The sequence below is a fragment of the Idiomarina aquatica genome (genome assembly GCF_004362895.1).
Lineage (GTDB): Bacteria > Pseudomonadota > Gammaproteobacteria > Enterobacterales > Alteromonadaceae > Idiomarina.
The window spans coordinates 167405-187498 of sequence record NZ_SNXI01000005.1 but is presented as its reverse complement, the minus strand read 5'-3'; the positions used below and the strand labels follow the sequence as shown (position 1 = coordinate 187498).

19 protein-coding genes are annotated in these 20094 nt (G+C 48.0%); 15 read left to right on the top strand and 4 right to left on the bottom strand.

Annotated elements, in window-relative coordinates:
• Positions 1–49 precede the first annotated feature (49 nt).
• Positions 50–2281: an EAL domain-containing protein gene (locus DEU29_RS06080; protein ID WP_133539362.1), complete on the bottom strand. Its 2232-nt coding sequence runs from the start codon at positions 2279–2281 to the stop codon at positions 50–52.
• Between the two features lie 143 nt (positions 2282–2424).
• Between DEU29_RS06080 and DEU29_RS06075 the strand changes: the two genes are divergently transcribed.
• The 5 genes from DEU29_RS06075 (at position 2425) to DEU29_RS06055 (ending at position 7320) form a co-directional block, all read left to right on the top strand.
• The gene (locus DEU29_RS06075) at positions 2425–2664 is read left to right on the top strand and encodes a helix-turn-helix domain-containing protein (protein ID WP_243734495.1); all 240 of its coding nucleotides are present in this window, start codon (positions 2425–2427) and stop codon (positions 2662–2664) included.
• An 18-nt stretch (positions 2665–2682) separates the two neighbouring features.
• On the top strand, positions 2683–3060 hold the full coding sequence (locus tag DEU29_RS06070) for a YchJ family protein (RefSeq protein ID WP_133539361.1): 378 nt from the start codon (positions 2683–2685) through the stop codon (positions 3058–3060).
• Between the two features lie 78 nt (positions 3061–3138).
• Positions 3139–5337 (top strand): TonB-dependent receptor, encoded by a 2199-nt coding sequence (locus tag DEU29_RS06065; RefSeq protein WP_133539360.1) that lies wholly within the window; start codon positions 3139–3141, stop codon positions 5335–5337.
• A 22-nt stretch (positions 5338–5359) separates the two neighbouring features.
• The gene (locus DEU29_RS06060; protein ID WP_133539359.1) at positions 5360–5908 is read left to right on the top strand and encodes a hypothetical protein; all 549 of its coding nucleotides are present in this window, start codon (positions 5360–5362) and stop codon (positions 5906–5908) included.
• Positions 5905–7320 (top strand): PepSY-associated TM helix domain-containing protein, encoded by a 1416-nt coding sequence (locus DEU29_RS06055; protein ID WP_133539358.1) that lies wholly within the window; start codon positions 5905–5907, stop codon positions 7318–7320. The genes DEU29_RS06060 and DEU29_RS06055 overlap by 4 nt, the downstream gene beginning before the upstream one ends.
• Positions 7321–7358: 38 nt before the next feature.
• On the opposite strand, the gene DEU29_RS06050 is transcribed toward DEU29_RS06055, so the two are convergent.
• Positions 7359–7823, bottom strand: a complete 465-nt coding sequence (locus DEU29_RS06050; protein ID WP_133539357.1) for a DUF4199 domain-containing protein — start codon at positions 7821–7823, stop codon at positions 7359–7361.
• 94 nt (positions 7824–7917) lie between these two features.
• Between DEU29_RS06050 and DEU29_RS06045 the strand changes: the two genes are divergently transcribed.
• On the top strand, positions 7918–9810 hold the full coding sequence (locus tag DEU29_RS06045; protein WP_133539356.1) for a diguanylate cyclase domain-containing protein: 1893 nt from the start codon (positions 7918–7920) through the stop codon (positions 9808–9810).
• Here DEU29_RS06045 and DEU29_RS06040 read toward each other — a convergent pair.
• Positions 9800–11803: an LTA synthase family protein gene (locus DEU29_RS06040; protein WP_133539355.1), complete on the bottom strand. Its 2004-nt coding sequence runs from the start codon at positions 11801–11803 to the stop codon at positions 9800–9802. The two genes, DEU29_RS06045 and DEU29_RS06040, sit on opposite strands and share 11 nt — an antisense overlap.
• Before the next feature lie 121 nt (positions 11804–11924).
• On the opposite strand from DEU29_RS06040, the gene DEU29_RS06035 reads away from it, so the two are divergent.
• The 9 genes from DEU29_RS06035 (at position 11925) to DEU29_RS05995 (ending at position 19110) form a co-directional block, all read left to right on the top strand.
• Entirely contained in the window at positions 11925–12284 is a 360-nt protein-coding gene (locus DEU29_RS06035) for a diacylglycerol kinase (RefSeq protein WP_133539354.1), read from the top strand.
• A gap of 141 nt (positions 12285–12425) precedes the next feature.
• Positions 12426–13025, top strand: a complete 600-nt coding sequence (locus DEU29_RS06030; protein WP_133539353.1) for a thermostable hemolysin — start codon at positions 12426–12428, stop codon at positions 13023–13025.
• The gene (locus DEU29_RS06025; RefSeq protein WP_133539352.1) at positions 13022–14413 is read left to right on the top strand and encodes an AMP-binding protein; all 1392 of its coding nucleotides are present in this window, start codon (positions 13022–13024) and stop codon (positions 14411–14413) included. The genes DEU29_RS06030 and DEU29_RS06025 overlap by 4 nt, the downstream gene beginning before the upstream one ends.
• Positions 14400–15065 (top strand): TenA family transcriptional regulator, encoded by a 666-nt coding sequence (locus tag DEU29_RS06020; protein WP_133539351.1) that lies wholly within the window; start codon positions 14400–14402, stop codon positions 15063–15065. Before DEU29_RS06025 ends, DEU29_RS06020 begins: the two co-directional genes overlap by 14 nt.
• Entirely contained in the window at positions 15062–15868 is an 807-nt protein-coding gene (locus tag DEU29_RS06015) for an SDR family oxidoreductase (RefSeq protein ID WP_133539350.1), read from the top strand. The genes DEU29_RS06020 and DEU29_RS06015 overlap by 4 nt, the downstream gene beginning before the upstream one ends.
• Positions 15855–16514 (top strand): tetratricopeptide repeat protein, encoded by a 660-nt coding sequence (locus DEU29_RS06010; RefSeq protein WP_133539349.1) that lies wholly within the window; start codon positions 15855–15857, stop codon positions 16512–16514. The genes DEU29_RS06015 and DEU29_RS06010 overlap by 14 nt, the downstream gene beginning before the upstream one ends.
• A 15-nt stretch (positions 16515–16529) precedes the next feature.
• Complete coding sequence (locus tag DEU29_RS06005; protein ID WP_133539348.1) at positions 16530–17192, top strand: response regulator; 663 nt, start codon at positions 16530–16532, stop codon at positions 17190–17192.
• Complete coding sequence (locus DEU29_RS06000) at positions 17183–18559, top strand: histidine kinase dimerization/phospho-acceptor domain-containing protein (RefSeq protein WP_243734493.1); 1377 nt, start codon at positions 17183–17185, stop codon at positions 18557–18559. The genes DEU29_RS06005 and DEU29_RS06000 overlap by 10 nt, the downstream gene beginning before the upstream one ends.
• Positions 18560–18615: 56 nt before the next feature.
• Positions 18616–19110, top strand: a complete 495-nt coding sequence (locus DEU29_RS05995) for a cytochrome b (protein ID WP_133539347.1) — start codon at positions 18616–18618, stop codon at positions 19108–19110.
• A 49-nt stretch (positions 19111–19159) separates the two neighbouring features.
• On the opposite strand, the gene DEU29_RS05990 is transcribed toward DEU29_RS05995, so the two are convergent.
• Positions 19160–20086, bottom strand: a complete 927-nt coding sequence (locus DEU29_RS05990) for a D-2-hydroxyacid dehydrogenase (RefSeq protein ID WP_133539346.1) — start codon at positions 20084–20086, stop codon at positions 19160–19162.
• Positions 20087–20094 lie beyond the last annotated feature (8 nt).

Below are 20094 nucleotides of genomic sequence, written 5' to 3'. Positions count from 1 at the left end.
TAGTTTTGCACAAGTTGGCGTATCTGAGTAGCGCTGTCGTTAGTTGAATCTAGGAACCGGGCGATTTAAACGACTCCAAAAACAGGTTCAACTCCTGTTCCGGCATGGGTTTGGCGATGTAGTAGCCCTGAATGCGGTCACAACCCAGTTGTTTAAGTTGCTCTAGCGTTTCTCTGTCCTCGACGCCTTCTGCGACCGTGTATAAACCCAGATCGTGCGCCAGGTCGATGGTTGATTTAACGATTTTATAACTGCGCTTGTTGCTGCAGATGTTTTTAACAAACAAACGATCCAGTTTAATTTCCTGCACCGATAAATCATTTAAATAGGCCAACGATGAGTAGCCGGTGCCAAAGTCATCGACGGCCGAGCCGATGCCCATAGATGCCAGTTTTTGAATAACCTCACGAGCGCGCTCAGACTCTTCAATCAATTCACTTTCGGTTATCTCGAAAACCAAGTGGGATGGATTGATATCACCAATAACTTTACGCACGAAAGGTAGAAAATCTTCATCAACCAAATCGTGCGAGCTGATATTGACGCTAATCATTAGTGGCTTTGACTCGTTAGCACTTTCATCCTGCTTGAGCCGCTCAACGGCCTGTTGAATAACCCAGCGAGTTAATTGCTTGATACCGCCGGATTCTTCTAACAGCGGAATAAACTGATACGGCGGAATTAAGCCTAATTCGGGATGTTGCCAACGAATTAACGCCTCTACGTGAGATACGGATTGTTTGGCAAGATCAAGCTGTGGTTGAAAATGCAGCACGAACTGTCGGCAGCCGAATTTTTGAAAATCGTTAAGCAGGCGCAGGTTATTGGCGTCTGGCTCGATCGAATCACGGTAATGCGACACTTTCACTTTTTTACGTTGCGCGTAGGTTAATGCGGTTATTGCCCGTCGTACCAGTTCAGCCGCTTTTATCGGCTCAATGGAACAAAGAGTGTCCGCGTAACCAAACACAAGTTGCGGTTCGATATCGGTTGCATCTGCAAAAAGTGGTTCAAGAATATTATCGATGGTGTGTTCAACTTGTTCGGAATCATTGACGGCAATCGCAAACAGGCCTGAACCAAAATGCGCACTGATTGCATTAGGCAGCGTGTTTAAACGCTCCCCAAGCCGGGCAACCGTGGTAAATGCCGTATCATAACCAAATACCGTAATCATCGATTCCAGGTTACTGATTTGCGTGATAATTAAGGTGACTTCAGCGTTGTCTTGCTGAGCCTGAAGTTGCTGGTCAATCTCATTAAAAAAAGCGGTGCGAGTGAGCAGTCCGGTTATGTTGTCATGTGCTGCATTAAACTCGATTTGCTGTTGGAGCTGGCGGTTATGATCAAGTTCCGCTCGTAATGCCCGGGTTTTTTGTGCGACTTTTTTACGTAATGTAAATGACCAACACAGTGTTAGTGTGGCTAATAAGGCCAGTGGTACAAAAAACCAAAGGGCATGGTAAATGATATCGAGCAGGCCATGCGGTTTCGATTCAATCTGATGTGCCCACTGTTTATAAACTCGCTCATAATCGCCATTAACAATAACAGTGGCGAGTTGCTCATTAAGCTGAGCCAGTAATTTGGTATTGCCTTTTTTTACCCCGAATGCATAAGGCTGAGGCCAAAAAGGGCCGCTGGATAATTGCACTGGAAGATCATACATCGCAATCAGTTCATCAGAAGTTGTTGATACCTCGATGCAGGCGTCAGCGTTCTTTAACGCCACCTGTTTTAAACAGTCAAGCTCATCCGCGGTGTTGAGCAATTGATAATCGCCCGCCATTGTTTGTAGTTGTGTTTGGGCGTAGGCACCGCTGGCAACGGCAATGATTTTATTGGTTAGCTGATCAATCTGGGTATATTGCACGCCATCGGTGTGTGAGAAAATACCATGAGGGACGTAGTGAAAGGGCTGAGTGAAATCAAAATCCTTTGCCCGGCGCTCAGACGGGATCAGTGCTATTGCGTCAGCGTCACCACTTTTGACTGCGTCAAGCGCATTTTGCCACAACATCAGCTCAAATGTGGCCGAAGAACCGTCGGTGGTTGCCATAGCGGACCGCAAGTCAGTGATAAAGCCTTGCGGTAAATCGTTACTGTCTAGCCATTCAAGCGGGGGATAATATTTTGAACCAGCGTAGCGGATGGTTTTGTAGTGTGGGGCAGGTTTGATAACCTGCGTCTGCGACACCTCACTATTATCTGTATTCGCTGAGCTCGGTACCACAAATGCCGTTACTGCAACGATAAGACCGACTGCAAAAAGTGATCTCATCTTATTGATTCCGCGTAAAATTATTGACTCATATCAAGAGAATTGCACTGATGATTATATGAGTCAAGCGGTATCTCATTGAGTGTTCTATAAACAGGCTTTTAATGTCACTATAACTATAATTTATTTCTATATTTCATTTTATGGCAATTGATATTAAGACAGCTTTTGGTATGGCGGTAAAAGTTAAGCGTGTCGAGCAGCGTTTGTCGCAGGAACAGCTCGCAAACGGTGCTGACATGGCGCGCTCGTTTATTTCCCGGGTAGAGCGGGGCACGGCTAATCCATCCGTCTCGTCAGTGATGAAAATTGCTGATACGCTGGAGTGTCTGCCGTCCGAACTGTGGTTACGGGCCGAGCAGTATTTGTCTAAAAAGCCTTAAGACAGGCGTACAACCATAATGACCTCAAATGAATTATGCCCATGTGGCAGTTCAAAGGGCTATTCAACATGCTGCCAACCCTTGCACCAAAACACCCAACTAGCGCAAACACCCGAGCAATTAATGCGTTCGCGTTACTCTGCGTTTGCGCAGAAACTGCAGCAGTATCTGCTTAAAACATGGCACCCGAAAACTCGACCGACAACATTAAACCTTGATGACCAACCGCACTGGGTAAAACTGCAGATACTCAGCAGCGAACAAAATGGCGATAGTGGAAAGGTTCACTTCCGTGCATTTTACAACGAACAGGGCGAAGTCGGGTTTATGGAAGAACTATCTGATTTCATCTGTGAAAACGGTCAGTGGTTTTATGTTAGTGGCAAAGTGAAATAAGAATAATTCCTACTTGCAAATATAAATAAGAACGAATAGCATTTACGCAATTTCAGATTGTCTTCACGGAGTTGTGTCATGTCATCCTTTGGTTCGTTTTCATTGTCACGTTTGTCGCTTGCCCTTGCTGCTAGTTTGTTGTCGTTGACGGTCGTGGCACAGGAGTCGGAACAGCCCACAACAGAAACCGCTGATGATAGCGTTGCGATTGAGCGTATCAAAGTTGATGGCTCACAAGTGCAACTGAATGATGTGTATCCTGGTGGTCAGGTTGCGCGCGGCGGTCGCGCCGGCATTCTTGGCAACTTGGATATGATGAGCTCGCCTTTTAGTGCATTAAACTTTACCGAAGAGCTAATCCGTGACCAACAGGCGGTTAGCGTGGGCGACGTGATGAAAAATGACCCGGTAGTCAGAGTCGCTAAAGGCTTCGGCAACTTCCAGGAAGTTTATATTTTGCGCGGCTTTCCGGTCTATTCGGACGATATGACTTACAACGGATTGTATGGCATTTTGCCGCGCCAGTACGTTGCGGCTGAGCTATTGCAACGCGTAGAAGTTTTTCGTGGTGCTAACACCTTCTTGAACGGCGCCGCACCCGGTGGGAGTGGCCTAGGTGGTTCGGTAAATGTGGTTCCGAAGCGAGCGGGTGAACAGCCTCTTACTCGCTTAACCACCGGTGTTGAAGGCAATGGCCATGTTTACGGTGCGGTTGATATTGGACGCCGCTTTGGTGATAAAAACGAAAGCACGGGCGTGCGGGTTAATGTTGTTGAACGCGATGGTGAAACAGCGATTGAGGACCAGGATCGGGATTTATCGGTGGTATCTCTGGGTGTTGATTACGATAGCGAGAAATTGCGCTTATCGGCGGACCTGGGCTATCAGGATCACCAAATTGACGCGCCGCGCCCAAGCGTGACGCCGACTGCAGAAATACCTGAGCCACCGGAAGCTGACGTTAACTTTGCGCAAAGCTGGACATTTTCCACTGAACGCCAGCTGTTTGGTGCGGTGCGAGCGGAATATGACCTAACACCGGCGATGACGTCATGGGTGGCAGCCGGTTTTCGAAACGGCAAAGAGGATAACGTGCTTGCTAACCCGACAGCCACTGCTGACGGAAACTTTAGCGCGTATCGTTTCGATAATGTGCGAGAAGACAATGTCCGCTCATACGAGCTGGGTTTGCGCAGTGAATTTGTGACTGGGGCTATTAACCATCAACTGGTATTGTCCGGCTCTTGGTTTTCGTCCGATTCTGAAAACGCTTATGCGTTCTCTTCCTTCGCAGGATTTGCCGGTAATCTCTATCAACCACAAACGGCGCCACAGCCGGCCGCTGACTTTTTTGTTGGTGGTGACCTGGCGGCGCCGTTAGTTACCGAGAGCGCGGATAATCAAAGCTTTGCAATTGCTGATATTTTATCTTTTAACCAGGATAAGGTGCTGGTGACGTTAGGTGCAAGGCAGCAGACGATTGATACGCAGAGCTATGACTATAATACCGGCGCGCCGCTGTCTGGCTACGATGATTCGCGCTTAACACCAATGGCCGGTATCGTGGTAAAACCGAGCGAGCAATGGTCGTTATACGCAAATTACATCGAGGGTTTGCAGCCGGGCGCTATTGCACCGGCAAATAGCGGCGGAACTGCTATTGAGAATGCCGGCGAGGTGTTTGAGCCGTTTCGCAGCAAACAATACGAAGCGGGCGTTAAATATGATGGCGGTCGGTTTGGTGGCACGCTGAGTGCCTATTCGACCAAAAAGCCCAGCTCACTGATTGTGGATAATCGTTTTACGGTAAGCGGCGAACAGACCAACCAGGGTATTGAGTTTTCGGCCTTTGGGATGCTGACCGACCATGTTCGACTACTGGGAGGGGCGGTGTTCACGGATGCGGAACAATCGCGCACGCAAAATGGGATTTACGACGGTAATGATGCCATTGGTGTGCCGGATCTTCAGGTCAATGTAAATGCCGAGTGGGATGTGCAAGCGCTACCGGGACTTACGTTAGATGCGCGTGCAATATACACCGGTGAGCAATATGCCGACGCGGCAAATCAGTATACTGTTGACTCATCGCAGCGCTGGGACATAGGCGGGCGCTATAGCTTTCTGGTTGGTGTAACCGAAATAGATGTACTGTTGCGTGTAGAAAACCTATTTGACGAGAATTACTGGGCATCGGTTGGTGGCTTCCCGGGCTCAAATTACCTGGTGTTAAGCGAGCCTCGTAATGTTAAGTTATCGGTCTCAGTCGATTTTTAATTATTACTTTAAAGATTAAGGAATGTCAGTGTTTTCACTGCTTGCCATTACCCTTGCAGCAGCGTCAGTGACGCTGCTTTATTATTGCTGGCGCCAATCACGTTCACACCCCTTATTAACGTTATTGGGGTGGATACTTTTAGCAGCCAGTGTGCCGCTATGGGCAATTTCACACGGTATTATCTTTGCCGTATGCTTTGCGCTGTTAGCGCTGTCGCCGTTAGCTTGGCTGTTGGTAGTGTTAAATCGCCAGAATAAGCCACTGAAAGCAGCTCCCGGCAGACCCCGCTTACCGTTAAACTTTGGTGCGGCGGCCAAAGCATTACCTAAACACCTGGTGTTGGCATTGGCAACGATACCGCTGGCTGGCCTGACTGCGATGCAGTCAACGACACTTGTGACGGGCTTATTGCCGTGGGCTCGCGTCGACTTGATGGCGCTTGGAATTTATATCATGCCGGTTGTCTGGGCTGGCTTTAGCTTTTGGGTGCTGGCAGATAGTCGCTGGTGGCGGCCGATACTGGTAATGGTAGCAATTGTTGCGTTGTGTAGCTGGGGTATTTACCGATGAACTTTTCGATAACGCGAGCATTTAGTCAACGTTCACTTAAAAGCCACTCCTGGCTCGGGCTGTTAAGTGCGGTGTTACTATACTGGATTTGTTTATCGGGTACACTTGCGGTGTTCAGCCAGGAGCTTACTCGATGGGAACAGCCTACCATTGAGGAAACCCTGGAGTATGATGCCGCTGCATTGCAGCGCGCCTACGAACAGGTATTAGCTGAGCAGGATCAATTTCAGGGTCTGACCACGATGCGCTTACCGACCGTGGATATTCCGCGGTTATATATTAATGCCAATGGACAGTCCTGGTATATCAATGAAGACGGGACCTTAGGTCCACCAAAGCAGCATCCGTTTACCAACATGATTGCTGAGTTACATGCGGAGCTGCACTTACCCCACAGCTTCGGCATGATCGTGGTTAGTGTATTCGGAGCACTACTGACCGGTTTGATCCTGACCGGCGTGTTTGCGCATCGCCGTATGTTTAAAGACGCGTTTCGTTGGCGCCGGGGCGGTAACGGCCAGCAGGGTGAAGCGGATTTGCATAATCGACTGAGCGTTTGGGGGCTGCCGTTTCATTTGATGATAGCCTTGACCGGAGCCTACTTTGGCTTGGCCTTATTGATGACGAATTTTTATGCTGAGACACAGTACAAAGGCGATGAAATGGCCTTATTTGCGGATGTTTTCGGTGCAACCCCAGAGGTCGAAAGCTATGATGGGGAGATGGATTTACCGCGTGCGTTGACAGAACTTAAACGCGTAGCGCCGCAAGCGCAACCGCTATTTATTACCTTTGAGCGTCCGGGTGAGGCTGATCAATATTTGCTGATGGGTGCTCAACACCACGACAAATTAATCTATTCCGAACAATATCGTTTTGACGCCATGGGTAACTATATTGATGCGGTCGGTTATGCTGATGGCAAAACGGGTCAGGAGGCTATCTTCTCGGTCTACCGCCTGCACTTTGGTCATTTTGCCGGCGAATGGATGAAGATTGTTTATGGCGTGTTGGGTCTGGCATTGACTGTTATCTGTGTGTCGGGCGTTAATATATGGCTGAAAAAACGTCAGCATGACGATGCGTTAAATGATTACTGGGCCGCGATAGTTTGGGGAACACCGATGGCAATGACGCTGGCGGCATTGGTTAGTTTACTCTGTGGGTTTTCTGCAACGCTGACATTCTGGGCGATGCTGTTGCTTAGCGTTGTCTACAGCGCCTGGCGCAAACAGCCACAGCAAGTAACGCAGCAGTTTTTAATGGCGACAATTACTATGCTGTTGGTATTGGTTACCGTTCATGTTGTCATGTTTGGGGTTAACCTTGCGCAGCCTGCCGCAATATGGATAAACGGCGGCTTACTTGTAAGTGCAGTGTTACTATGGCTCCGGCTAAAACGCGTAAAGTGATGAGTTCTTCAAAAAATCGAACGTTGGCGGTAAGCCTGCTACTTCCGCTTTAAGAAAAACGCAATGACGGCGCTGGTAATCACGCCCATACCAAAGGCGAACACTGCCGATTGAAACATGTAAGCGGCTAACGAGAAGTACTCGTTGGCGCGAGTTTCACTCATCATGCCAGAAGTAATGGCGTACTCACGCATGTTGGGGAAAAACTCCGGCGAAATAACGGAATGAATCAGGAACTGTGTTGGTGGTGACAGTACCGCAATAACCACCGATATTTTTATCCCGGCCAGGAATAATTTTAGCCAGGTTACCGGACCTTCAGGCTGCGCCCGGCGAATATCGCGCAATGCAAAAATAAAGATAACAATAGCAACAATAGCGAAGACATTACTAAATACCGCATGATATTGAATGTGTTCGCCGTGTAATCCGGTTGCTTTTTCGATGACCATCCAAACGATGATGGCGACGATAAAAACTAAACCCCACTTGATTTCTTTCATTGTGCTTACCTATAAATTATTGTTATTTTTATGTGCATGATAGCATCAGCTTAAAACTTTTGTTAAGTTAAGCGAAAAATAACGATTGCTCTAAATGGAACGACGTCACCAACATCGACGATTACAACGGCATGAGCGACTGACCACCGCATTACTGGTAAAAATCAGCTTGTGGGCAATCTCAATTGTCATTATCGCCTCAGCGGTTACTTTTACCGCAACCTACCAAAACGCCCGGCAACGCGTCATCGACCTGATGCAACAGGATCTAGCACCGACGTTAGAGCGCAACCAGGTGCTGTTTGAACGTATCGAAAGGCATGCTGAAGTGCTCAGTGAAGAGTTTTTAGAGCGCTACCAGCTGATGCAAAACCAATCTGAACGAATTGCACAGTTTGATCGTTGGTATCAGGAAACATCACCAGGCGTGCTCAGACTTAAACCTGAGTTTGATCAGGGTACCTTGCAAAGCGGTGAGTATTTTCAACATTTGAGCGCATTTATAGGTCCGCGCACGCAGCCGCTAACAGACGAACTAAAAACTCGCGTGATCGCAGCGCAGCATACCCTTGATGCGGTAGGACCGGCATGGCAAAACGTGGTCGGTAATACGCATTTTTCGATGCCTGAAAATATTATTGTCATGTACTCAAAAGAGTCGCCCTGGGGGTTATTGGCCGATAAGGACTTGGTTATTACGGACTTTTCGGTAGTGGAGTCGACCTTACAAAGTAAAAACCCTGAACGACGGCCTAACTGGACCGGCTTATATTATGATATTTCAGCCGATGTCTGGACTATCACCTACCAGCACCCGGTGGATCGTAATGGTCAGCATTTAGTCAATGCCAGCTTTGATGTGGCATTAGGTCGCTTGCTGGAAGATTTAACCGCAAAAAAACGTTCAAGCTCTGAACATCTGGTACTTAATGCTAAGGGTGACTTGATAGCGGCGTCCAACTTGTCGCAGCAAGCCATGCAAAGTCGCAGCACACTGACAAAAGACACCTATCAGGAACCGATTTATCAAGCGGTCAGTGAGGTTATTAATGCAAATTCATTTACCCAATTGCCGGTTGTTATTGAGCGTGGTGTTGAAGAGCAGCTGTTGATCATCGATAAGATTGAAGGACCCGATTGGTGGCATGTAACCCTCTATCCATTAGCAGAAATTCGTGCCGAGGCAATGGTATTGCCCGTGCGTTTAATCTTTGCCGGGGTTGGCTTAGTCTTGTTAATCCTGCTGATGACCTATTGGCTGATTCGCCGCGAGATAACCAAACCGTTACAGGAAGTTGCAACGATGGCGTCGATGATGGGGCGCAGCGACTATCAGCAAGCGCTGCAGCATCGCTCTGCTGATATTAACGCACGCGGCGAAGTAAAGCAGGCGCTGGATGGCTTTAAAACGATGGCATCACGTTTTATTAAGGCGCAGAACGAGCTTGAACGAAAAGTCGAGATGCGCACAGCAGAATTGGCCGAAGCCAACAAAAAATTAGATGCCCTGGCGCACTTAGATGGCCTGACCGGACTGTTTAATCGTCGCGCATTTGATCAGGATCTGGCCGCAGCTATCGGAACCGGGGAACCGGCCTACTTAATGATGGCAGATATCGACGAATTTAAGCCGTATAATGATAACTATGGTCACGAAGCGGGCGATCAGGCATTAAAGAAAATTGCCGGTTGCCTGAGTAAGAACGTTGATTTTAGAGTTTACCGGTACGGTGGTGAAGAGCTTGCTGCGATTATCCCCACGTGTGACATCAATGAGGTTCGTGGACTATTGGAGGCTTGGCGCACATGTGTCGTCAACCAAGCTATTGGACATGAGTTTAAAGCGACTGAACCCCATGTGCTTACAGTCAGTATGGGCGCAGCACTTCTGGCGGCAGATTGGCCCGCTGAAGATGTTATCCGACAGGCCGATCGCCAGCTATACCGTGCTAAGCGTGCCGGCAAAAATTGCTTTTTTATTGACTAGCAATTGCCGTTTCGGGAACAAAATAGGCGCGCTGTTGGTAGAGAATTGACGGTAGCATGGCATACGCGGTGATTTTGTTTATTTGTATTGCGTCTGGGCGTTGCTGTATCGGCTTTAACCTATGTGACGATGGGCTATATTCGAATTTTTGTACCGAACGATCAACTTGTAAGACGGTTAACTGCTCACCGCTTTTAGTCCGTTCGAGCCAACCATAATTATCGCCAAACTGCATCATTGCGCGGTTCGCCGGCTGCATCGTTGGCGCACTCAGGTCTTGCCCTACGGTTGGCACATAAGCAGAGACACCTGCCAATGATAACATCGTCGGTGCAAGATCTATTTGACTACTAACAGCGGAAATTTTTCGGGGTTCGATGTCTGCACCTAAGATTAATCCCGGAATGTGAAACTTGCTAACGGGAACCAGTTCATCGCCGTAAACTCGCGTGTCATGGTCGGCAACGATCAAAAACAAGGTGTTCTCCCAATAGTCACTTTGTTGTGCGCGATTAATAAATTCGCCCAATGCATAGTCGGCATATTTAACCGCATTATTAACCGTGTTCCTGGGTTGTTCAGCAAGTACAATTTGATCATCAGGAAACTCAAAAGGCTCGTGGTTGGAAGAGGTAAAAGCCAGGGTAAACTGAGGTTTATCAGCTGACGTTTGCGATAACCGTTGGTGTAATTTATTCAGTAAGTCCTGGTCACTGACGCCCCAACTACCAACAAATTTAGGGTTAGGGTAATCATCTTGATCAATGATCGAGTCAAAGCCGTTGCCAACAAAAAAATTGGCCATATTGTCGAAGTGTGATTGGCCGCCATAGATAAATTCGGTTTGATAGCCTTTTCGCTTAAGTAAATCGGCGAGGGTGAAAAATTGCCGTTGTGAAGCCGATAGTTTAACGGTTGAGCGGGCCCGGCTTGGCAAAAATCCGGAAATAACGGCCTCGATACCACGCACCGAACGAATCCCCGTCGCGTAGAGGTTCTCAAACCACCAACCTTGCTGTTTTAAGCGCTCAAGATTAGGTGTGACGGGCAGACCGCCGAGCGACTCAACAAATGTAGCACCTAGACTTTCCTGCAATATTATGACGATGTTCAAGGGGCGCGAGCGCGTGCGTGTGGCCTGTTGATAGTGCACCGTAGGGTAGTCAGTAAATGGAAATTCTTGCTGTTTTAAATGGGGTGTCTGCCTGATTTCCTCGACCACCTGATCGGGCGTTAGATCGCCATAAACCGTGTTTGCTGCGGCTTCGTGCTTTAAGTTATATAGCGCATATTCAACGGTGTAGGTTGAGTTCAGGATAAGCGAATTTACCATCGCATCTGACGTTACGGCAAAAAAAGCGGGGTTTGCAGGGCGGTGGGCCAATGTTGAGCGAATACCCAATACCGAGCTGACAACGAGTATAGGCAATATTAACATGACATATCGACGACCCACAGCACGCGGTTTAAAGCGATACTCTGTTGCTCGACAGCAACGATAGCTAATGACAATAAAGATTAGCGTTGACACAATACCAGCAGCAAGCCATCCGGCAAAACCGTGGATTAATGTTGAAAAAACTTCTTTAGGATACGCAAGGTACTCAAAAAACAGACGGTTAGGGCGGGTATCGTATTGCGCCAAAAATGCCGGCGTGGATACTTCCATAAACCATAAGATGAGTGTATAGAATAATACCCAAAGGGTAAGCAGCCGTCGCCACCAGCGTTGCGCCGCAGGTTTGTGCAAGATCGTAATAAACGGCAATAAAACCAGCAAGGGGATGAGGGTAAAGTAGCCGACTTGTATGATATCGGCACGAAGGCCCAATAGAAAAAACTCTGACCAGCTGACAGCATTTTCGACACGATTGACATAAAGGCTCGCGAGAATTAGGCGTGACACGCTTAACAGCACCAACGCGATTACGGTGAAATAACCTAGTGGTTTAAATAGTGCCAGCGAGCGGCTTAAGTTTTTTATTGCGCGCATATAAACAAGTCTTTCTCTTTATTAAAGAAAGACGACGCTAACAGGCAAGTCTTAAGATAATCTTAAGACTGTTTTAATAATATCTATACGCCTTGCAGGTAATGCAATTAAAGGATAGAGCATGAAATCAGGTTACACCGGTGTGACGCGCATTTGGAAAGCAACATTTAACTCGCTAAGAGGGATTAAAACCGCCTGGCGCTATGAAGCTGCATTTCGGCAAGAAGCACTGCTTTGTGCGTTATTGGTTCCGGTTGCATTCCTCGTTGATGCATCAACCGCTGAGCGGTTATTACTGCTCATGACGTTATTTATTCTGGTGATTACTGAGTTATTAAACTCTGCAGTAGAAGCCGTTGTTGACAGAGTTGGCGCTGAATTCCATGAACTCAGCGGGCGTGCCAAAGATATCGCCTCAGCAGCGGTATTTTTTGCTTTGTTACTGTTGATGATAACCTGGATAAGTATTTTGTTTTTCTGATTTAATAAATAAATTGGAACTTTTAACCCACTACACAAACCACAATTCTTAAACCCAATTTAAGTTTTCCTTAAGCCTCGATTAATAAAGTGATGCCATTGACGCTGTTGCAGTCGCTCGACTGACTTAAGGAGTATCGCTATGCATCACTGCTGGATCTTGCCGGACCATCCGTTACGTGAGCAGGTAGAAACGTTTATTTGTAACCGTTATTGGTTGAACTTTAATGCCTGCCTGCGAACACTGCCGCGCTTATTGGTTGCCGTGTTTGATGATGAGGTGCTGGTAGCCGCATGCGGGGTGCAATTAGCCGATGAGCAACGTTTATTTTCGCAAACGTATTTGAATCAGCCACTGCACGCGTACCAAGTGAGCAGCCGACCATTACCTGCAGCAGAAAAACTAGCCGAAGTCGGCTCCATGGCGGCACTGGCAGCAAGTTACCTACCGCATTTATTTGGCGCAGTGGTTAAGCTATTGGGCAATATCCAGCGCAGCGCGGTTATTTTTACTGCTACCCGTGCTTTGCAGAAATATTTTCGCCGCATGGGTGTTGCCTTGACTGCATTGGAGACAGCACAAATAAGTGCGTTACCAGAATCAGTAAGAGAACTCTGGGGAAGCTATTATCAACACCAACCGGTTGTGCTGGCCGGCTGGTTAACGCAAGGCAGTGCGTTTGAGCAACTGGCGACAACACCAGTGGCTGTTGCGACCAAACTGCCTGAGGCCAGAGTATGAACGCGCTATTTGAACGCTTGCACTCTCAAGCGCAGGCCAAACCCAACGCCATTGCAATTCGCTCAGAGACTAAACAACTGAGTTATGCCGAGTTGGTAAGATTGGTTCAACTGCGGGCGCAGCAACTACATCAACAGTCGCAGCAAATATTCCTGCTGGACGTATCTGAACCAATGGCTTGGGTGATAGAAGACTTAGCGCTAATGCTGGCCAATAAAGTCTGTATTCCGATACCGCCATTTTTTAGTCAACGACAACAACAGTATTTACAGCAACAAGCCAATTCCGCTAAGCCGCTGCCACCTGCTACCAGCAAGGTTACCTTTACTTCCGGAAGTACTGGAGATCCTAAGGGCGTGTGCCTTTCGGTCGAGAACCAATTAACCACGGTGGCAGCGCTAGCCGAACGAGTTGCTGGTGCTGATGTTAAACGGCATCTGGTTATTATGCCGCTCGCAGTTTTACTGGAAAACGTTGCGGGCGTTTATCTGGCGTTATGGCTAGGCGCCGAAGTGGTGCTGTTAAGTAGCGAGACACTCGGTTTAAAAGGATCGTCATCTCTGCAGTTAGAGTCCTTTTTCGCGGCGCTTAAGCAATATCAGCCCGATAGTTTAATCCTGACGCCGGCCTTGCTGGATGCCGTGGTTACCGGTGTGGAGCGCGGCTTCATCAATGCCAAATCGTTTAAGTTATTGGCCGTAGGCGGTGCGCGTTTAAGCCGCACGTTGGAGCACAGGGCATTAGCGTTAAAACTTCCCATCGTACAGGGCTATGGCCTGTCAGAGTTCGGTTCGGTGGTGGCACTTAATGCACCCGAGTCAATTGCTCCGGGAACTGTCGGTAAACCGCTAAATCATGCTCAGGTAACGCTGAATAACGGTGAATTGGTCGTGCAAGGCAATGCCATGTTGGGTTACTGGAATGATCAAAGCAGTTGGTTTCCGAACCAAATTTATACCGGTGATCTGGGCGAATTTGATGACCAGGGCCGGCTAACAATATTAGGCCGGCGCAAGCATATTATTGTGACCGACTATGGCCGCAATATTGATCCTGAGTGGATTGAGTCTGAGTTGTGCAGCCAGCCGGGTATTTATCAGAGCGCTGTTATAGGCGATGAACAAATGCCTTTGACCGCCTTACTGGTATTAATGCCTTCCACTACCAAAGCACAGGCCGATGCTGCGGTTGATCGGGTTAATCGACTGTTGCCGGATTATGCCCGTGTTCAGCGCCACATAGAACTGACTGAACCTTTTACTGTAACCAATGGCTTGTTAACAGGAACCGGGCGCCTGCGGCGTCAGGCTCTCCAGACATTAGCGCAACAGCTTTTTGGTGCTCAACATAACTCATCGATTAACGAGGTACGTGATGAAATTTTTTAACACCTTATGTGACCAAACGCAGAATGAACAACGCTATTTACTGAACGCACCGGCAATTCAGCAGGCCTTGCAAGGTGACATTACATTGGATCGCTATCGTGCGTTTTTAACGCAGGCCTATCATCATGTTAAGCACACCACGCCGCTACTGATGCGTTGTGGTAGCAGACTCTCGTTCAATGATGAGTGGTTACGTAAAGCGGTTATTGAGTATATCAATGAGGAATACGGTCACGAACGTTGGATCCTCAATGATATTAAAGCGGCAGGTGGTGATGTGCAGCTTGCCCAAAGCAGCGTACCGCACACTGCAACACAGGCGATGGTGTCATTGGTTTATCAGGCTATAGATAATGATCATCCGGCGGCGTTTTTTGGTATGGCGCATGTACTGGAAGGGACCAGCGTCAAGCTGGCGACACAAGCGGCGGGTAAAATAAAATCAGCGCTGGGATTACCTCATTCGGCTTTCAGCTATCTGTTATCCCATGGCGACCTTGACCTCGAACACGTTCACTTCTTTGAACAGCTGATGAATAAAATCACTGATGAAAAAGCACAACAGGTCATTATCCAGACCGCAAAGCATGTCTATAGACTTTACGGTGACATGTTCCGGGCGTTACCTGAATTGGCCGGAGAGTCAGCATGAAAACCATCGACTGGTCCCGGCAAACGATCGTGTTAACGGGGGCCTCCGGAGGGCTGGGCGAAGCGCTGGCAGAAGCGCTTGGCAAGAAGGGGGCGCGCTTAATTTTGGTGGGGCGGTCTGCGGAAAAGCTAGAGGCATTGGCATCCCGGCTGCAACAGACTCCCTTTGTTGCTGACATAACCGCACACGGCGAACGGCAGCGGCTATACCAGTTCATACAGCAACAGGCGCGCCCTCTGACCGGGCTTATTAATAATGCTGCAGTAACGCATGAGGGATTATTCCGGGATGCGTCTGCAGAGGATATCGAGCTAGTTATTAGTACCAATTTAACCGCGCCCGTGGCGCTGACCCATCAGCTGTTACCGTTGCTTAGTAATGAGCAGGGCTGGGCATTAAACGTGGGCTCGGTATTCGGTGCTATAGGTTTTCCGGGGCAAGCGTTGTATTGCGCTAGTAAGTTTGGTTTGCGTGGTTTTACGCAAGCCCTGCAACGCGAATTAAAACCATCTGACGTACGCGTCATGTATGCAGCGCCACGAGCTATCAAAACGTCGCTTAATCACGGCGTACTAAATCGCTTAAATCAGCGTCTTAATACACCACAAGATCAGCCGCAACAGGTTGCGCAGCAATTAGTTAAACAAATTGAGCGACAACAGTTACTGCAAACTCTCGGTTGGCCGGAGCGGTTATTGGTGCGTTTAAACGGGCTATGGCCGGAACAAGTGAGTCGCAGTTTAGGCAAAACACGAAATATGTTGTATCAACTCATCGAGGAATACCGTCATGAAAAAAATTAACTTTACTGCCCTGGTCGTTGCCGGCTTCTTAAGCTTGCCGGTATCTTCTACCGCGTTGGATCTTAGTGACAACAGTCAGCAACGGTTGCATGACCTGCAACAACGCTGGGCAACGGTCAATTATGAACTAAAAGACGATGCTCAGGAAAAAGCGTTCGAGCAATTAGTTGCTGATGCCCAGCAATGGGTAACACAGGAGCCCAATTCAGCGCCTGCACATATTTGGCTGGGTATTATAAAAAGTACGTATGCCGGGGCTAAAGGTGGCTTAGGCGCATTGAGTCTCGCAAAAGAGTCGCGTAAATCGCTGCAGAAAGCCCTTGATTTAGAACCTACTGCACTGGACGGTTCGGCCTACGCGTCGCTGGGCACGCTGTATTATAAGGTACCGGGATGGCCGTTTGGGTTTGGCGATGAGGACAAAGCGCAGGAACTGTTAGAACAAGCCTTAACAATAAATCCGGATGGCATTGACCCGAATTACTTTTACGCCGATTATTGGTTCGAACAGGGCGATTATATAAAAGCTGAAAATTATGCTAATAAAGCACTCGCAGCAGCACCGAGACCTGAGAGACCGCTCGCGGACGAGTTTCGGCGAGAGGAAATTAAACAGCTGTTGGTGCGAATTAAAGGCGAAAAATAATAGCAAGGATAGTGCATGGACTTATTGTTGGTAGAGGACGATGCCATGTTGGGACAGGCCGTTGAAATCGGCTTGTCTGAACGGCAATTTTCAGTGCAATGGGTACGAACCGGTGCTGCCGCTATTAGTGAGAGCCAGCGCATACCTTATGACGTGGCGGTTCTGGATTTAGGGCTACCGGACTTAGATGGTAGTCGGGTGCTGTCGGCACTGCGTAAAAAGGGGCAAGTGATGCCGATATTAGTGCTGACTGCCCGTGATGACAGTTCGGAGATCGTCAAACTGTTAGATCTCGGCGCGGATGATTATATGGTCAAACCCTTCGATATGAATGAACTCGGGGCACGTTTGCGCGCACTGGTGCGACGCCAACGAGGCTATGCTACCCCGGAATTAGTTGTCGGACCTATCCGCGTTGATGAGTCAAACTTTCAGGTATGGGCACAAGAGCAACCGGTTAATTTATCCCGACGGGAGTTTGAGCTATTACGCGCATTGATGGCGTCACCTGAGCGCGTGCATAGTCGTGATAAATTAGAGCAGGTTGTGTTTCGTAACGAACAACAGTTAGAGAGCAACGCTCTGGAAGTGCATGTCCACAACCTACGAAAGAAACTAGGCAATAAAGAATGGATTCAGACCATTCGCGGCGTAGGATATCGTTTAGCATGTGGCTAACGAGTAGGGTAAAAACGAAACTTAACTCCATACGCCGGCGAATCCTTGTTGCTGTCTCTGCGGTTTACTTGTTAAGCGCAACGGTGTCTGCCAGATGGATTTACGCGGAAATAAGTCACGAGGTTGATGAGTTATTTGATGCAGAGATGGTTCAGCAGGCAAAAACCCTATTGGCATTATTGCCAAGTGATGGAGCTAGTGTAGCGCGTGACATAACCATTAGTCGTATCAATGCGCATTCATACGAAGACAAGCTCTCCTATCGTATTGAGACGATTAACGGCAAGCGCATAATGCAAACGGAAGGTTCGTTGGACCCCTCTGTTATCCCTTTTAAAGAAGGCTTTTCAGTTAAGACGGTAGATAGTGAACTTTGGCATAGCTTCGGTTTGAGTTCGCCGGCTAGAGACTATCGCATTCTTCTTTTGCAGCAAGATGAATTTCGTTCTGAAATACGCGGTGACCTGACGACCGATATGGTTGTGCCTATCTTAACTTTATTGCCATTAATGTTGTGGTTAGGTTGGTGGACCATAAACCAAAACTTTGCCAGCTTCAGAAGGCTGGCAGAAGCACTTAGGCGCAAGCGCTCAGACGATTATAGGCCGTTCGTTGAGTCGAATGACACTGAGGAAGTGTCGTTGGTGAAAGGCGCGTTAAATCATTATCTGACGCGTATTGAGCAAACATTCCTGCGGGAAAAACAATTTTCTGCAGATGCCGCGCATGAGCTCAGAACCCCTCTGGCAGGCCTAAAAGCGCAGTTGCAGAATCAGTGGCAAAAAGCTTCAACTCAGCAGCAAAAAGAAGAGCTGGAATCGCTGTTAGCCAGTACGGATAGATTAGTAAGTCTGGTCGAAAGTCTACTTTTACTCTCCAAGACGGAACTACCGCCGCAGCATTGGAAGCAGGTTAATGCTGCCGCTATTCTTCGGCAGGTTATTTCAGATTATTACCAGTGGGCTGATTTGCGGCGGTTAGTGATGGATGTGAATCTTCCCGACACCGTCTTATGGCGCTCAGAAGAGCGTTATCTAACGATGTTATTCAGTAACCTTGTTGATAATGCGATTAAATATGCAGCACCTCAGTCGTCGATTGACATTAACTGTGATGGCTCTCTTTTTACCATACGCAATCGTATTGAAAAATCTCACCACGTTGACGCTAAGCGGCTGACCGAGCGTTTTTATCGTGGTGGTCAGCTGAGGGAAGAAGGCGCTGGGTTAGGTCTGAGTATTGTCAGTAATTTAGCCAAACAGTTAGGGTTAAAGTTGACTCTTGCGCTTGAAGACGATTGGTTTGTTGCAAAAGTTGAGGTTGATCAAGCATCGGTTGAAAAGCCTGTAATCTCCAGACAGCCTTAATGTTGGCTTAATATTGTCCTGTTACTCTGAAGTCAATGACTAGAAGGAGTAACATTATGGATAGGCATTATTCGCCATTGTCGCGCACAATGCACTGGTTAGGCGCAATGGCTGTTATTGTCATGCTGACACTCGGGTTTATGATGTTTTTTGCCGACTCTCGGGAGGTAAAACATTTTTCTGAAGCGACCCACATCGGTGTTGGCTTTTTTGCCTTCTTATTAATAGGCTGGCGCAGTGTATTACGACTGTATCAGGGGTTCCCTGAGCCGGCCCACACTCTCACCGAAAAGGTTGCCAGATATCTTCATTACGCTCTGCTATTAACAATGCTGGTGTTAATTGTAACGGGACCACTGTATTTATTTACTGAAAATGAGTCGCTGTCAGTTTTTGGTTGGTTTGCCGTATCATTTGACTTAAGAGTTATCGAATGGATTCATGAGCCGGTAGAGGAAGTGCACAAGGTGTTGGGTGCTTATATACTGCCGTTGCTATTGATACTACATATTGGTGGCGGGGTTCGCAACTTCTATAAACAACGTGCTTAACTCGCGTTACTTTTCACGAGTTAAGCCGTTATCAGTAGTAAGAAGGCTATCATTTTAACGCTGAGATATTTTCAGCCGTTAATTCAATAATGCGTTGTCGTGCCTCCGGAGAGGTCCAGGCGTTATGCGGCGTTACAATGAGGTTCAAGGGCTCATTTAACGCATCTAGCAACGGATGACCGTCTTTTGGCGGCTCTTGCGGAAGAACATCCGTTGCATAGCCGCCAATTTGGCCTTTCCGTAATGCCTCCAGTACGTCGTGCTCGTTAGCAACGCCACCCCGGGCATTATTAATGACTAAAGTATGAGGCTGGCAATGCTTGATATTATTGCGGTTAAGCAAGCCTTTTGTGTCCTCGGTTAGCGGGCAATGAAACGAAATAACGTCAGCTTCAGGCAAAAGTGCGTCAAAACTTGGGCGCGAGTCGTCTGTTTTACCCGGTCGAGCGGTAAAGGTCACGCGCATACCCAATGCTTCGGCTTGTTTTTTTACTGCTTGTCCCAGTTCGCCTGAGCCCACAATAACTAAATGCTTGCCGGCCAGTTGATAGGTCGGCGGATCCAGCAAGGTAAATAACGGTGACTGCTGCCAGTCACCCGCCGCCATACGTTTTTGCATAACCGGCATTTTTGTTGCCAATGACAGCATCATCATCAAGGTATGCTGAACCACGCTGGGAGTTCCGTAAGCTTCGACATTCTTTACTGCAATACCGAGCTCGTTGGCGGTGTCGCGATCGATGTTATTCATCCCCGTCGCGAGCACGCAGATAAGTTTAATTTGGTTAGCATTGCGCAGCGTATCGCCGTTGAGCACCACTTTGTTAGTGATAACGATATCTGCATCAGCTATGCGCTGGTTAACTTCGTGCGGCGCGGTTAGTGGATGACATACCAATTCATCAACCTGTTGTTCGAGAGGCGACAGATCAATGCCTTCACCCAATGAGTCGGCGTCAAGAATGACTGCTTTCATAGCAACGT

Excerpts from the sequence above, each read along its gene's own strand:
- DEU29_RS06080 (WP_133539362.1), bottom strand. The coding sequence starts at position 2,281 with ATGAGATCACTTTTTGCAGTCGGTCTTATCGTTGCAGTAACGGCATTT.
- DEU29_RS06075 (WP_243734495.1), top strand. The coding sequence starts at position 2,425 with ATGGCAATTGATATTAAGACAGCTTTTGGTATGGCGGTAAAAGTTAAG.
- DEU29_RS06070 (WP_133539361.1), top strand. The coding sequence starts at position 2,683 with ATGACCTCAAATGAATTATGCCCATGTGGCAGTTCAAAGGGCTATTCA.
- DEU29_RS06065 (WP_133539360.1), top strand. The coding sequence starts at position 3,139 with ATGTCATCCTTTGGTTCGTTTTCATTGTCACGTTTGTCGCTTGCCCTT.
- DEU29_RS06060 (WP_133539359.1), top strand. The coding sequence starts at position 5,360 with ATGTCAGTGTTTTCACTGCTTGCCATTACCCTTGCAGCAGCGTCAGTG.
- DEU29_RS06055 (WP_133539358.1), top strand. The coding sequence starts at position 5,905 with ATGAACTTTTCGATAACGCGAGCATTTAGTCAACGTTCACTTAAAAGC.
- DEU29_RS06050 (WP_133539357.1), bottom strand. The coding sequence starts at position 7,823 with ATGAAAGAAATCAAGTGGGGTTTAGTTTTTATCGTCGCCATCATCGTT.
- DEU29_RS06045 (WP_133539356.1), top strand. The coding sequence starts at position 7,918 with ATGGAACGACGTCACCAACATCGACGATTACAACGGCATGAGCGACTG.
- DEU29_RS06040 (WP_133539355.1), bottom strand. The coding sequence starts at position 11,803 with ATGCGCGCAATAAAAAACTTAAGCCGCTCGCTGGCACTATTTAAACCA.
- DEU29_RS06035 (WP_133539354.1), top strand. The coding sequence starts at position 11,925 with ATGAAATCAGGTTACACCGGTGTGACGCGCATTTGGAAAGCAACATTT.
- DEU29_RS06030 (WP_133539353.1), top strand. The coding sequence starts at position 12,426 with ATGCATCACTGCTGGATCTTGCCGGACCATCCGTTACGTGAGCAGGTA.
- DEU29_RS06025 (WP_133539352.1), top strand. The coding sequence starts at position 13,022 with ATGAACGCGCTATTTGAACGCTTGCACTCTCAAGCGCAGGCCAAACCC.
- DEU29_RS06020 (WP_133539351.1), top strand. The coding sequence starts at position 14,400 with ATGAAATTTTTTAACACCTTATGTGACCAAACGCAGAATGAACAACGC.
- DEU29_RS06015 (WP_133539350.1), top strand. The coding sequence starts at position 15,062 with ATGAAAACCATCGACTGGTCCCGGCAAACGATCGTGTTAACGGGGGCC.
- DEU29_RS06010 (WP_133539349.1), top strand. The coding sequence starts at position 15,855 with ATGAAAAAAATTAACTTTACTGCCCTGGTCGTTGCCGGCTTCTTAAGC.
- DEU29_RS06005 (WP_133539348.1), top strand. The coding sequence starts at position 16,530 with ATGGACTTATTGTTGGTAGAGGACGATGCCATGTTGGGACAGGCCGTT.
- DEU29_RS06000 (WP_243734493.1), top strand. The coding sequence starts at position 17,183 with ATGTGGCTAACGAGTAGGGTAAAAACGAAACTTAACTCCATACGCCGG.
- DEU29_RS05995 (WP_133539347.1), top strand. The coding sequence starts at position 18,616 with ATGGATAGGCATTATTCGCCATTGTCGCGCACAATGCACTGGTTAGGC.
- DEU29_RS05990 (WP_133539346.1), bottom strand. The coding sequence starts at position 20,086 with ATGAAAGCAGTCATTCTTGACGCCGACTCATTGGGTGAAGGCATTGAT.